This is a genomic window from Stenotrophomonas maltophilia, assembly GCF_001676385.1.
In the GTDB taxonomy this organism is placed as follows: domain Bacteria; phylum Pseudomonadota; class Gammaproteobacteria; order Xanthomonadales; family Xanthomonadaceae; genus Stenotrophomonas; species Stenotrophomonas maltophilia_J.
This window is the reverse complement of record NZ_LYVJ01000002.1, coordinates 24,562-36,805: the sequence shown is the minus strand read 5'-3', so window position 1 is coordinate 36,805 and position 12,244 is coordinate 24,562. Positions and strand designations below refer to the sequence as shown.

Genomic DNA, 12,244 nt, shown 5'->3' with positions numbered 1-12,244 from the left:
TCAGCGGTTCTGGAAAGCGGGTGGGCGACGCTGCAGGAAGGCGCTGGTGCCTTCGCGCATGTCTTCGGTGGCGAACAGCAGCCCGAACTGCGCGCTTTCGTACTCCAGGCCCGCGTCCAGGCTGCATTCGCCGCCCACATGCACGGCGTCGAGCAGGCCGCGCAGGGCCAGCGGCGCCGAGCGCGCGAGCTGGCGGGCGACCTCCTGGACACGATCATCCAGCCCGGCGGCGGGGACCACCTCGTTGACGATGCCAAGCGCCAGCGCACGCGCCGCGTCGACCGGCGCGCCCAGCAGGCACAGTTCCAGGGTGGCGGCACGCCCGCACAGGCGCAGCAGGCGCTGGCTGCCACCGAAGCCGGGGATCAGGCCGAGGTTGATTTCCGGTTGGCCGAGCCTGGCGCTATCAGCCGCGATGCGAAGGTGGCAGGCCATCGCCAGTTCAAGGCCACCGCCCAGCGCGAAACCGTTGATGCGGGCGATCACCGGCTTGGGCATGCGTTCGATCTGGCGCATCAGCGCCTGGCCGAGCAGCGAGAAATCACGTCCCTGAACCGCGCTGAGGGTGTTCATCTCCGCGATGTCGGCGCCGGCGACGAACGCCTTGGCCCCGGCGCCGGTCAGTATCAGCACGCGCACGGCCGGATCGTCGGCAGCGTCCTTGAACGCCCCGGCCAGGGCCTGCAGGGTCGCAGCATTGAGGGCGTTGAGCTTGTCCGGGCGCTGCACGGTCACGGTGCGGATGGCGCCGTCGTCGGCAACAGCGATCAGGGCATCGGCCACGGGGAAACTCCTGAAACGTTAAAAATAAGTGATTTTGAACTCTCGGAACGCAGACGGGTCATAGCCTGCGCGGTGAGTAGCGGTTACACGTTGTGGCCGTTATCCTAACCCGTCGCCTCAGGGCGGCGCAGAACGTCCCTGAGTTACCACCCCTGGAGAACTGTTTGATGAAGTTGCGTTCTATCGCGGTCGCCGTCGCGGCCCTGGCCCTGACGGGCAATGCCTTCGCCCAGGACGTTTCGTCCGAAAAGGGCAAGCTGAGCTACTACTTCGGTTACGACTACGGCAACAACCTGGCGGAGCTGACCGGTCGTGGTGAGCAGCTGGACATCAACTCGGTGGTGAAGGGCCTGCAGGATGCCTACGCCAAGAAGCAGCCGGCGATCACCGCCGAGCAGCTGAAGCCGGCCGTTGAAGCTTTCCAGAAGCGCGAGCAGGGCCGTGCCCAGGCTGCCAAGGCCGAGTACGAAAAGGCCGCTGCCGAAAACAAGACCAAGAGCGACCAGTTCATTGCGGCGAACCGGGCCAAGGCCGGCGTGCAGTCCCTGCCGAGCGGCGTCCAGTACCGCGTGATCGAAGCCGGCAAGGGCGCCAAGCCGACCCAGGCCAGCACCGTGCAGCTGGAAGTGGCCGGTCCGTTCCCGTACGGCCAGCGCCCGACCGAGGCCCGCCCGGCCCAGCAGATCCCGTCGATCAAGGTCAGCGAAGTCGAAATGAAGGCCATGCGCGAGACCCTGCTGCAGATGCCGGCTGGTTCGAAGTGGGAAGTCACCCTGCCGCCGGACCAGGCCTACGGTGCCGACCCGCGCACCCCGTTCCCGCCGAACGTGGCCGTGCAGTTCGAGATCAAGCTGGTCAGCGTCAAGTAAATCCAAGCAGTAAACGAAACGCGCCGGTGATCCCACCGGCGCGTTCTTGTTTGCGCAGGGTGCTGCGCGCTGCATGATCCCGCGCAAATTCAGCCCGATCGCGCTACTGTTGCCGGGTGCAAACAATGGAAGAAACGGCGCGTGTTGTCGCAAGTCCCTGCATCGGAGTGTGCACGCTGGGTCCGGACCGGCAATGCACCGGCTGCGGGCGGCATATCGATGAGATCGCGCGGTGGTCATCGATGAGCAACGCGGAACGCAGCCGTATCCTGCGTCGCGTGCAGCCGCTGCGCGAGCAATTGCAGCAGTCACTGCGCGGATCGCTGGCCGACCACGAGCGCTTGATGCGCGCGTTGCACCCGTTGGCCGAACCGCCTGCCGGCGACGGCTGGAACCGCAGCGAGCTGATCGACCTGCTGCCCCCCGGTCCGCCCGTGGAAGCGGCGGTGCTGGCCGGCATCGTGCCGCGCGCCAACGGCGCGCAGGTGATCCTCACCCGTCGCACCGAAACACTGCGCACCCATGGTGGCCAGGTCGGGTTCCCCGGGGGCCGCACCGAACCCGATGACCGCGACGCGCTGGCGGCCGCACTGCGCGAGAGCCAGGAAGAGATCGCATTGGCGCCGGGCCAGGTGCAGGCACTGGGGTATCTTGACCCCTTCGTGACGATCACCGGCTACCGGGTGACACCCGTGGTCGCGGTGGTCGATCCGGATTTCGTGGCGGTGCCGCAGCCCAGTGAAGTGGCCGAAGTGTTCGAGGTGCCGTTGGATTACCTGATGGCCCCCGACAGCCTGCGCCAGGTCGAAATCAATCATCGTGGCCGCGTCCGCCACGTTCTTGAATATGGCTGGCCGGGCCAGCGCATCTGGGGTGCGACCGCGGCCATCCTCTACAACCTGCGTCGTCGCCTGGAGCAAGTGCAATGAAGCCGATCGATCCGCCGTGGACCACCCTGGTCGATGTCGCCACCCTGGCCACTGCATTGGGCGGAGGCGTGCGCGTGGTCGATGCGCGCGCCACCGCCAGCACCGCCGTGCGCGTGGTCGATGCCCGTGCTTCGCTCGCCGATCCGCAGGCAGGAAGCAGCCAGTATCTGGCAGGGCATGTTCCGGGCGCGGTATACGCCGATCTCAATCGCGACCTGTCCGACCTGGGACGTGTTGGCCACGGCCGCCATCCGCTGCCGGACAGCGATGCCTTCGCCGGGAAGCTGGGCCAATGGGGTATCGGGCCCGACACCCAGGTGGTGGTCTACGACGGCAGCGACGGCAGCATGGCCGCCGCACGCCTGTGGTGGCTGCTGCGCCTGATCGGGCACCGCAAAGTGGCGGTGCTCGATGGCGGCATTGCCGCCTGGCAGGCCGCCGGCCACGCGCTGGCGACCGGCCAGAGCAACGTCGCGGCGCTGCCGGCCTACCCGGGCCGTTTCGACTCCACCCAGATCGCCAATGCCGATGAAATCACCACACGTCTGAAGCACGCGCCGGGCTGGCTGGTCGATGCCCGCGCGGGCGAACGCTTCCGTGGGGAAGTGGAGCCACTGGATCCGGTCGCCGGCCATGTACCGGGCGCGGTCAACCGTCCGTTCGCGCTGAACGTGCTCGACGGCCGCCTGCGCGATGCACAGGAACTGCGCGCCGAACTGCAGGGCGTGATCGGCAATCGCGACCCGCAGCAGGTGGTGCTGATGTGCGGCTCCGGGGTGACCGCCTGCCACCTGCTGCTGGCCATGGAAGCGGCCGGCCTCTCTGGCGCGCGCATCTATGCCGATTCGTGGAGCGGTTGGGTGAGCGACAGCAGCCGCCCGGTGGCGACCGGCGCCTGAGCGGTCCTGGCAAAAAGCAGTCGAGCATGGCTCGACTCTACAAAAGCAGATTCCGATCGATTCTACTCCGTGCCGACCAACGGTCGGCACCCACCAACAGCGGCAGAAATCTGTCGAAGGCGGGGTGGGTCCGGTTGCGGGTGTCCGCGGCATGGATGCCGCGGCCAAGCCCCCATGGGTGAGGGCGCTTTGCTTGCGAAGCACTGCTTCGCAAGCGCCCGAACGCACAGCCGCCAGCGGCTGGGCCGGACCGCGGAGCGGGGTTTACGGCGTCCCCCGCAACCGGACCCACCCCGCCATCCCACGGAATGCCAGCGTTTGACGTTGCCGTTGCCGTTGCCGTTGCCTCTGCGGGTGCAGGGCGCAGCCCTGCCGCTTACCCAACCGGCTGCAGTGGCACCTTCGCCAGCACCCGCGCCCAAGGGAACAACGGGCCCGGGTCGCGTTTGCGCGCCACCCTCAGCGCCGGATCGTCGCTGGCCGCTACCTGCTCCAGGTCCAGCTGGTCGTGCCCGGCAATCCGCCGCAGCGACGGGTAGCGCGCCACCAGCGCCAGCAGCAGCCGTTCCAGCGCCTGCAGCTGTGCTTCGGTGTACGGCTCGTCCATCGCCTGGTGGCGGCTGTCGAACCAGTCCGGATAGCGCCCGGTGTTGACCAGCTCGATGCCCAGCGTATGCGCGTTCATGCCTCGCACGTGGTGGGCCACGCGTTCCGGTGCCACGTACTGCACCACGCTGCCGTCGCGGTCGATGTAGAAGTGGCCGCTGTTGCCGGCGCCGCTTTCATACAGCACGCGCTCGCCGTACTCGCGGGCGGTTGCCAGGTCGGGCAGCTCGGTGCAGTGGATCACCACCATCTCCAGCGTGGCCGGATCGCGCTGCGGCAGGCGGTCTTCGTAGGGCAGGGGCTGCAGCAGCAGGCCAGGCAGGAGCGGGTTGGGCATGCGGCGATGCTAGCATTGGCGCATGAACCTGCCTTCTTTTTCGATCCGTGCCCACGGAGCGCTCGCATGAGCCGCGGCCACTGCATCCTCTCCCACGGCTTCGAGAGCGGCCCAGAGGCGACCAAGGTCACCGCGCTCGCCGACGTGGCGCAGCGCCTGGGCTGGACCCACGAGCGCCCCGATTACACCGACCTGGACGCAATGAGCGAAGTCAGCCGGGTCGGTGACGTACCCACGCGCCTGGCGCGCCTGGTCGAGCGTGCCGCCGCTGCTGCCCAGCGTGGCCCGGTGGTGCTGGCCGGTTCCAGCCTCGGCGCGTACATCTCCGCCATCGCCTCGTTGCAGGTGCCGGTGGCCGGCCTGTTCCTGATGGTGCCGCCGACCACCATGGGGCCGATGCCGGCGCTGGATGCCGCGGCCGTGCCGATCAGCGTGGTTCAGGCCTGGCATGACGACCTGGTTCCGGCGGCGGGGGTGATCGCCTGGGCGCAGGCGCGGTCGGCGCAACTGCTGCTGGTCGACGACGGGCACCGCCTTGAGCGGCACGTGGAGGCCGCAGCCCTGGCCTTCGAGTGCCTGTTGCGGCAGCTGTGATGGCCCGGCGCACAGCGCGCCTGCCCGCATTGACTACAATGGTAGCCCCGCCGTTCCCGGCGCGGGCCTGCCGGTCGTACCGGCGCCCCTCCTTCCCGACTGGCCCGGCTTCCCTGCCGCGCCCGACCACCTGCGAACCGATCCCGTGAAATTCTTCGTCTCCTGCGCCAAGGGCCTGGAATACCTGCTTGCCGATGAACTGTCGGCCCTGGGCCTTGGCAAGGCCACCGCCACCATTGCCGGCGTCAACGCCGATGGCGAACTGGAGCAGGCGCTGCGGATCGTGATGTGGTCGCGCCTGGCCAGCCGCGTGCTGTGGCCGATCGACGAATTCGACTGCCCGGACGAGCAGGCCCTGTATGACGGCGTGCGTGCGCTGCCGTGGCACGAGCACATCAAGCCGGAGATGACCCTGGCGGTGGACGCGCACGTCTCCGGTGACAAGATCACCCATGCGCGCTTTGCCGCGCAGCGGATCAAGGACGCCATCGTCGATCGGATGCGTGATGAAGGCCTGGAGCGCCCGTCGGTCAACACCGATCTGCCCGACGTGCGCGTCAACCTGTCGCTGCGCAAGGGCCGTGCCTCGCTGTCGATCGATCTCGGGGGCGGCCCGCTGCACCGGCGTGGCTGGCGCGGCGCGGCCCACGAGGCACCGCTGAAGGAAAACCTGGCCGCCGCGCTGCTGCTGCGCGCGCAGTGGCCGCGCCTGCATGCCGCCGGTGGTGGCTTGCTGGACCCGATGTGCGGCAGCGGCACGCTGCTGATCGAAGGTGCGCTGATGGCCGCCGACGTCGCGCCTGGCCTGATGCGCCATGGCAGCCTGCCGCCGAGCCGCTGGCTGGGCTTCGACAAGGCGGCCTGGAAGGCGATCCTGATCGAAGCGCGTGAGCGCGAAGCCGCCGGCCTGGCTGCGTTGAAGCCGGTCATCCATGGTAGCGACATCGATCCGACCGCCATCCAGTCCGCGCGGGAGAATGCAGAGGTTGCCGGCGTCGCCCACGCGATCCGCTTCACCCGGGCCGATGTGGCCGACCTGGCCGCCCCGGAGCAAGAGATCGGTGCGGTAGTCTGCAACCCGCCGTACGACGAGCGCCTGGCCGCTGATCCAGCGCTGTACCGCGCATTGGGCAACGCCCTGCAGAAGGCGGTGCCGCAGTGGCGCGCCAGCCTGCTGTGCGGCAATGATGAACTGGCCTTTGCTACCGGCCTGCGCGCCAGCAAGAAGTACCAGATGTTCAACGGTGCGCTGGAATGCGTGCTGATCGTCTGCGATCCGATTGCCGTGCCCGGCCGTGACCCGGCGCAGCCGCGTGAGCTGAGCGAAGGGGCGCAGATGGTGGCCAACCGCCTGCGCAAGAACCTGAAGAAGTTCAAGAGCTGGCGCGCCCGCGAGGACGTTACCTGCTTCCGCGCCTATGATGCCGATCTGCCGGAGTACGCGGCGGCCATTGATGTCTACGAGGAAGACGGTGGCAAGCGCCGCACCTTCCTGCACGTGCAGGAATACGCGGCACCGGCGGCGATTCCGGAGAGCGATGTGCGCCGGCGCCGCAACGAGCTGCTGGCCGCTGCGCGCGACGTGTTCGACGTGCCACCGGAGCAGGTCTCGATGAAGTCGCGCGAGCGCGGCAAGGGCGGCAGCAAGTACGGCCGCTTCGAGCAGCGTGACGAATTCATCGTGGTGCGCGAGAACCACGCGCTGCTGCAGGTGAACCTGTTCGATTACCTGGATACCGGCCTGTTCCTCGACCACCGCCCGCTGCGCCGGACGATGGCCGAACAGGTGCGTGGCAAGCGTTTCCTCAACCTGTTCTGCTATACCGGCGTGGCCAGCGTGCAGGCCGCCGTCGCCGGTGCGGCCAGCACCACCAGCGTCGACCTGTCGGCCACCTACCTGCAGTGGTGCTACGACAACCTGGCGCTGAACGGGCAGGGCGGCAACCAGCACCTGCTGGTGCAGGCCGATGCGATGGCCTGGCTGGAGGGCGACCGTGGCCAGTACGACGTCATCTTCTGCGACCCGCCGACCTTCTCCAACTCCGCACGTGCCGATGACTTCGACGTACAGCGCGAGCAGCTGAAGCTGCTGCGCGCGGCAGTGGCACGATTGGCGCCGGGCGGCGTGCTGTACTTCTCCAACAACTTCCGGCGCTTCAAGCTGGAAGAGAATGCGATCGCCGAATTCGCCCAGTGCCGCGAAATCACCGCGCGCACCATCGGTCCGGACTTCGAGCGCAATCCGCGCATCCATCGCGCGTGGGAACTGAAGCGGTTGGGGTAACGCGACGCCCGGGGCCGGATCCCCTGCGCCGCGCGCAAGGGATCCGACCCCGACGACTATCAGCACATCCGTACCCTGCGTGGACGGCGGTTACAGCACCGCCATCACCAGGCCCAGCACCGGCAGCGCGATCGCCAGTGGTGCGATCCAGTTCGGGCGGTACGGGTACAGCCCGAATGACAGTGCCAGACCGCCCAGTGTCATCGTGCCCAGCCACAGCACCGGGCCCATCGCCCAGCCGTGGTCGATCACGCACAGCGCGAACGCCACCGTCAGCAGGGCCCAGCCCAGCACGCGCCACTGGGTGCGCCGTGCGGGCGTGGCTGCGGCCCTGCCGTGCAGGTTGTGCTGGTGCTTTTCCATCGCAAGCGACAGCGCGGTGAACGCAGAAAAGGACAGGGCCAGCGCCAGCAGCATCATGCGCTGGCCTCCGCTTCGGCTGCTTGCGCGACGTCCACCGGGGTCCTGGGCGCGGCGGCGGCCGCGCGCTTCTTCTTCTCGGCCGCAGACAGCGGTGGCGTCCAGCGCTGCATGCGCCAGCCGCACAGCGCCAGCATCGCACCGAACGCGATCATCGACAGGTCGAAACCGGCCAGCACCCAGTCACCGCTGCGCAGGGTGACGCCCAGGTGCGCATGCGTGGTCAGCGCATTGATCACCGGCACCAGCGCGAAAGCGGCCGCACCCAGGTACAGCTGCCATGCCCACATCATCCGCTTGGGCCAGAGGAAGGCGGCGAGCAGTGCCGCGCCCCAGGCGCAGAAGAATGCGTTCGCCTCGGCGCTGGGGCGCTCGGCGATGTCCAGCGGCAGCAGGCGGTTGCCCCAGAAGTAGGCAGCGAAGGCAATCGGCAGGCCGGCTACGGTGCCGATGTTCAACGCATCGACCAGGCGCAGGCCGAAACCGGTGCGGCCGCTCTTGGCATGCTTGGGCCGCTCCTTGACCGCCCACAGCACCACGCCGCTGGCGACCATCAGGCAGCCGACCAGGCCGGACAGGAAGAACAGGGCGCGCAGGCCCCAATCGGCGAAGCGCGCCAAGTGCAGGCCGTACAGCACGCCGCGGGTCGCGGTGGCTGCGCCGGAAGCGGGTGTCTCTTCCAGCAGCCTGCCAGTGGCCATGTCGTAGCGCACGACGGGCGTGTTGGTGGACAAGCGCTTGCCGTCGCGCTGGCGGATGTCGATCACCGCATTGGCCGCACCCGGATTGGACACGGTGAAGCCGGCCACTTCCACGCCGTGCCAATGCGCGCGCGCGCTGTCCAGCAACTGCGCGACCGGCAGCGGCGCGGCGCGGCCTTCAGCCGGGGCGGTGACTTCCGGCATGCCGCCGAAGGCCTCGCCGACGAACTTGTCCTCGTCCTGCGGGTAGGCGACTTTCACTCCCCACGGCAGGTACATGATCATCAGGGTGACGAGGCCGGTGTAGGTGATCATCGCGTGGTAGGGCAGGGCCATCACCGCGCTGACGTTGTGGAAATCAAGCCATGAGCGCAGGCCCTTGTCCCTGCGGAAGGTGAAGAAGTCCTTGAATATCTTCTTGTGGGTGATGACGCCGGTGATGATCGCCACCAGCATGAACATCGCACAGAAGCCGACCAGATAGCGCGCCCAGTACACCGGGATGTAATGCAGGTCGAAGTGCAGCCGGTAGAAGAAGTCGCCGCCACGGGTCTCGCGGGCCTTGAGCGCCTGGCCGGTGCCCGGGTCCAGGGTGGCATCGCCGAACGCACCACGGCGGCCACGGGCAGGATCAGCCAGTTCCGGGGGCAGCCGCCAGAACAGCTGCATGGCCGGATTGCGTGGCTGCGGCAGGGTGACGAACCAGGCCTGTGCCTGCGATGCGTTGGACTGCAGGTAGTCCACCGCGCGCTGCGCGGCCACGTCGATGCTGACGTTGCTGGAAGGCAGCTCCGGGCGCATCCAGCGGCTGATTTCCTCGCGGTAGTAGCTGGCGGTGCCGGCCATGAAGATCAGCAGCAGCAACCAGCCCACCAGCAGGCCGGTCCAGGTGTGCAGCCAGGCCATCGACTGGCGGAATCCGTTCTTCATGCCCAGGCCCCCAGCAGGCGGGCGACGGCTGCCATCAGCAACGCGGGCACGAGAATACCGGCCCAGGCGCGCAGCGCGCTGCGCGTGGCGAATGCCCACAGCGCTGCACAGGCGGCGACGAGGATGCCCAGCAGCATGCCGGTCAGCACGGTCTGGCCACGCGCGCCGGGCAGGGCCACCGCGCAGAACACGCTGGTCACCGAAGCCAGCGCATAACCGCCGAGAATCGCGGCCAGCGAGCGTGACAGCACGCCCCAGCGCGGGTTGGAAAAGAGCGGGCGGGGGCGGGCGGTTACGGGCGAGCGTTCCACGGTGATCCTGCTGGTTGAAGGGGGAATGCGCCCGCGGCCCCTTGCGCGCTTGCGCATGCCGCCCAGCGTGTTCGGTCGACGAAACACTGCCGCTGCAGGCGGCCAGCGATCCGGGATGTACACGGGCGACGGGCACGCTTTCCGCACTCGCTTGGCGGAGCGCACAACCGACAAGTAAATGATAGGCATTCGCATTTCATGAATCAAGCGTGACGATGCCGGAAGAGGGAACCCCTTGGTTCCGAAGCTGCGTCCTAGAACCTGAGCAGCACCGCCGCCGCATGCAGCAGCAGGCCGATAAGCCCGCCCACCAGCGTGCCGTTGAAGCGGATGAACTGCAGGTCGCGGCCTACGCTCAGTTCCAGCTGCTCGACCAGATGGCGTTCGTCCCACCCCTTCACGGTCTGCGCGATATGCGTGGTCACGCCTTCGCGGAGGCGACCGGTCAGGCGCTGCGCGCCTTCCAGCAGGTGCTGGTTGAGAGCGTCGCGCAGGCCAGGATCGGCCTGCAGGCTGGTGCCCAGCGAGGCCAGGCTGCGCTGCAGGTGGCCGACCAGGGCCGAGTCCCCGCGCTGCAGGTCCGCACGCAGGCTGGCGTGGATGCGCGCCCACAGCCCCTGCACGTAGTCCTGGAGGGCGGGATGGTCGATCATTTCCTGCTTGAGTTGTTCGATACGCGCGGCCAGCGCCGGGTCCTCGCGCAGGCGCTGCACATGGTTCTGCAGCCAGGTCTCGTAGTCCCGGCGCAGCGGATGCTGCGGCTCGGCCAGCACTTGCTGCAGTTCTTCCAACACTGCGTGCGCCAGGCGCTCGGCGAGGCTGTCGCCGATCTCGTCGATCGGCTTGACCCAGTTCACCGTGCTCGACAACGTCGGCCACTCGCGCTGGATGTACCGCACGATCAGCTGCGAGGCGCGCTCCTTCACTTCCGGTTGTTCCAGCCAGCGCCCAAGCCGCTGCAGCCCTTCGTCCAGTACGCGCTGGTGGCGCCCGTCGGCAGTCAGCAGCGCCAGCAGTTCACCGACGGTGGCGGCGGCATTCCACTGGCGCAGCTGCTGCACCACGAAGCCGTGCAGCTGCCGGCGCACGGCGGTCTCGTCGAAGAAATCCAGCGCCTGCAGCGCCCAGCCGCGGGCCATGTCGGCCAGCATCCGCGAACGTGCCGGATCAGCCAGCCAACTGCCGAGACGGCTGGCAGGGTCAAATACCTGGAGCTTGGCCAGCAGCACCTGCGGTTCCAGGAACTGGTCACGGACGAACAGGGCGAGGCTGTCGCCGATGCGTTGCTTGCTACGCGGGATGATCGCCGTGTGCGGAATGGGCAGGCCCATCGGTCGCCGGAAGAGGGCAACGACCGCGAACCAGTCGGCCAGCGCACCTACCGCAGCGGCTTCGCAGAAGGCTGAAACCCACGCCCAGATGCCGCGCTCGCCCTGCCAGTGGCTGACCGCGAAACCGGCCAGCATCAACAGCAGCAGGCCCAGTGCGAGGGCCTTCAGGCGCCGCAGCCGGGCGCGGCGTGGATCGTTGGCAGGCGTCATGTCGGAAGTCTAACCGCACCCCGGTGACGCCTGCCTGTAGCCGAGCCCATGCTCGGCTGCTGTTTGCCGCGCGCAAGGCAGCCGAGCATGGGCTCGGCTCTACAGCGATGTGATGCGACCGTTACACCGCTTCCAGCTGCTTGCGCAGCGCGGCCAGCTGCGCGCGCAGGGTGTCGTTCTCGCGGGTCAGCGCGACGATGCGGCGTCGCAGTGCCGGCGCATCCTCGCCCAACTGCTCCAGCGCCGACAGCACCTCGGCATCGCGGCTGGCGATCTGTTCTTCGTCCGGCTCCTCGAAATCCATCTCGGCTGCTTCCGCCTTCGCTGCGCGCGGTTTGCGCTTGGACTCGCGCACGCGCTTGGCGGCCTGCTTCAGTTCGTCCTTGCCACCCGCGGCGGCGGCGCGCTGTTCTTCTTCGGGCAGGTCGGCCACGGCGGCGGCCGCGCTGATCGAGATCACCCCCGCCTTCACCGCTTCCACCACCTCGGCCGCAGCCTGCGCATGGATGCGTTCGATCATGCCGACCTGGCTGGTGCTCAGCTTCGCCTCGCGCGCCAGCTCGGCGCGGCTGAGCTTCGGTGCCGGTTCCCACGGCGGGCTGTCCTCGCCGGCATCCTCGGTGATCCCGGCGGTGCCGTCGCTCTCGCGCTGCAATTGCGCCTGTTCGGCCTGCTTGCGCGCGGCCAGGATGTCACGCTTGCGCAGCGCCAGCACGCCGCGCTGGAAGTCGGACACGCTGCGCCGGCCCAGGTGCTGCTCGATCATCCACAGGTGCACGTCCTCCATGCTCTTGAAGCGGGTGTTCTGCACGGTGTTGAACGGCAGGCCGTGCTTCTGGCAGATGCCGAAGCGGTTGTGGCCGTCCACCAGTACATTGCCCCACAGCACCAGGGCGTCACGGCAGCCTTCGGCCAGGATGCTGCGCTCCAGCGCGTCATGTTCGTCCGCGGTCAGCGGGTCGATGTAGGCCTTGAGTTCTTCTTTGACGACGATTTCCATGGGCAGGCGGCGAGCAGGAGCGGAACCGACCATTGTACCT

Annotated in this window: 12 protein-coding genes; 5 read left to right on the top strand and 7 right to left on the bottom strand. The window is 68.2% G+C overall.

Annotated elements, in window-relative coordinates; translation table 11 throughout:
• Nucleotides 1–783, bottom strand: a complete 783-nt coding sequence (locus A9K58_RS02515) for an enoyl-CoA hydratase/isomerase family protein (RefSeq protein ID WP_065197841.1) — start codon at nt 781–783, stop codon at nt 1–3.
• A 167-nt stretch (nt 784–950) separates the two neighbouring features.
• Between A9K58_RS02515 and A9K58_RS02510 the strand changes: the two genes are divergently transcribed.
• The 3 genes from A9K58_RS02510 (at nt 951) to A9K58_RS02500 (ending at nt 3,480) form a co-directional block, all read left to right on the top strand.
• Entirely contained in the window at nt 951–1,652 is a 702-nt protein-coding gene (locus A9K58_RS02510) for an FKBP-type peptidyl-prolyl cis-trans isomerase N-terminal domain-containing protein (RefSeq protein WP_065197840.1), read from the top strand.
• 125 nt (nt 1,653–1,777) lie between these two features.
• The gene (locus A9K58_RS02505; RefSeq protein ID WP_065197839.1) at nt 1,778–2,581 is read left to right on the top strand and encodes a CoA pyrophosphatase; all 804 of its coding nucleotides are present in this window, start codon (nt 1,778–1,780) and stop codon (nt 2,579–2,581) included.
• The gene (locus A9K58_RS02500) at nt 2,578–3,480 is read left to right on the top strand and encodes a sulfurtransferase (protein WP_065197838.1); all 903 of its coding nucleotides are present in this window, start codon (nt 2,578–2,580) and stop codon (nt 3,478–3,480) included. Before A9K58_RS02505 ends, A9K58_RS02500 begins: the two co-directional genes overlap by 4 nt.
• Before the next feature lie 376 nt (nt 3,481–3,856).
• On the opposite strand, the gene A9K58_RS02495 is transcribed toward A9K58_RS02500, so the two are convergent.
• Nucleotides 3,857–4,423 carry an N-acetylmuramoyl-L-alanine amidase gene (locus A9K58_RS02495; protein ID WP_065197837.1) on the bottom strand — a complete coding sequence of 189 codons (567 nt, stop codon included), beginning with the start codon at nt 4,421–4,423 and terminating at the stop codon, nt 3,857–3,859.
• A gap of 66 nt (nt 4,424–4,489) precedes the next feature.
• On the opposite strand from A9K58_RS02495, the gene A9K58_RS02490 reads away from it, so the two are divergent.
• Both A9K58_RS02490 and rlmKL read left to right on the top strand, forming a co-directional pair.
• Complete coding sequence (locus A9K58_RS02490; RefSeq protein WP_065197836.1) at nt 4,490–5,017, top strand: alpha/beta hydrolase; 528 nt, start codon at nt 4,490–4,492, stop codon at nt 5,015–5,017.
• 145 nt (nt 5,018–5,162) lie between these two features.
• Nucleotides 5,163–7,301 (top strand): bifunctional 23S rRNA (guanine(2069)-N(7))-methyltransferase RlmK/23S rRNA (guanine(2445)-N(2))-methyltransferase RlmL, encoded by a 2,139-nt coding sequence (rlmKL, locus tag A9K58_RS02485; RefSeq protein ID WP_065197835.1) that lies wholly within the window; start codon nt 5,163–5,165, stop codon nt 7,299–7,301.
• A 90-nt stretch (nt 7,302–7,391) separates the two neighbouring features.
• On the opposite strand, the gene A9K58_RS02480 is transcribed toward rlmKL, so the two are convergent.
• The 5 genes from A9K58_RS02480 to A9K58_RS02460 form a co-directional block, all read right to left on the bottom strand.
• The gene (locus tag A9K58_RS02480; protein WP_065197834.1) at nt 7,392–7,721 is read right to left on the bottom strand and encodes a DUF3325 domain-containing protein; all 330 of its coding nucleotides are present in this window, start codon (nt 7,719–7,721) and stop codon (nt 7,392–7,394) included.
• A complete protein-coding gene (locus tag A9K58_RS02475; protein ID WP_065197833.1) occupies nt 7,718–9,352 on the bottom strand; it encodes a PepSY-associated TM helix domain-containing protein in 1,635 nt (544 codons plus the stop codon). The genes A9K58_RS02480 and A9K58_RS02475 overlap by 4 nt, the downstream gene beginning before the upstream one ends.
• Nucleotides 9,349–9,663, bottom strand: coding sequence for a DUF3649 domain-containing protein (locus A9K58_RS02470; RefSeq protein ID WP_065197832.1), 315 nt, complete (start codon nt 9,661–9,663; stop codon nt 9,349–9,351). The genes A9K58_RS02475 and A9K58_RS02470 overlap by 4 nt, the downstream gene beginning before the upstream one ends.
• Nucleotides 9,664–9,917: 254 nt before the next feature.
• Nucleotides 9,918–11,204: a DUF445 domain-containing protein gene (locus A9K58_RS02465; protein WP_065197831.1), complete on the bottom strand. Its 1,287-nt coding sequence runs from the start codon at nt 11,202–11,204 to the stop codon at nt 9,918–9,920.
• Between the two features lie 121 nt (nt 11,205–11,325).
• Nucleotides 11,326–12,204 (bottom strand): ParB N-terminal domain-containing protein, encoded by an 879-nt coding sequence (locus A9K58_RS02460; protein WP_065197830.1) that lies wholly within the window; start codon nt 12,202–12,204, stop codon nt 11,326–11,328.
• Nucleotides 12,205–12,244 lie beyond the last annotated feature (40 nt).

Bases quoted from the DNA above. Each gene is read 5' to 3' on its own strand.
- A9K58_RS02510 (WP_065197840.1), top strand. From the start codon at position 951: ATGAAGTTGCGTTCTATCGCGGTCGCCGTCGCGGCCCTGGCCCTGACG.
- A9K58_RS02505 (WP_065197839.1), top strand. From the start codon at position 1,778: ATGGAAGAAACGGCGCGTGTTGTCGCAAGTCCCTGCATCGGAGTGTGC.
- A9K58_RS02500 (WP_065197838.1), top strand. From the start codon at position 2,578: ATGAAGCCGATCGATCCGCCGTGGACCACCCTGGTCGATGTCGCCACC.
- A9K58_RS02495 (WP_065197837.1), bottom strand. From the start codon at position 4,423: ATGCCCAACCCGCTCCTGCCTGGCCTGCTGCTGCAGCCCCTGCCCTAC.
- A9K58_RS02490 (WP_065197836.1), top strand. From the start codon at position 4,490: ATGAGCCGCGGCCACTGCATCCTCTCCCACGGCTTCGAGAGCGGCCCA.
- A9K58_RS02480 (WP_065197834.1), bottom strand. From the start codon at position 7,721: ATGATGCTGCTGGCGCTGGCCCTGTCCTTTTCTGCGTTCACCGCGCTG.
- A9K58_RS02475 (WP_065197833.1), bottom strand. From the start codon at position 9,352: ATGAAGAACGGATTCCGCCAGTCGATGGCCTGGCTGCACACCTGGACC.
- A9K58_RS02465 (WP_065197831.1), bottom strand. From the start codon at position 11,204: ATGACGCCTGCCAACGATCCACGCCGCGCCCGGCTGCGGCGCCTGAAG.
- A9K58_RS02460 (WP_065197830.1), bottom strand. From the start codon at position 12,204: ATGGAAATCGTCGTCAAAGAAGAACTCAAGGCCTACATCGACCCGCTG.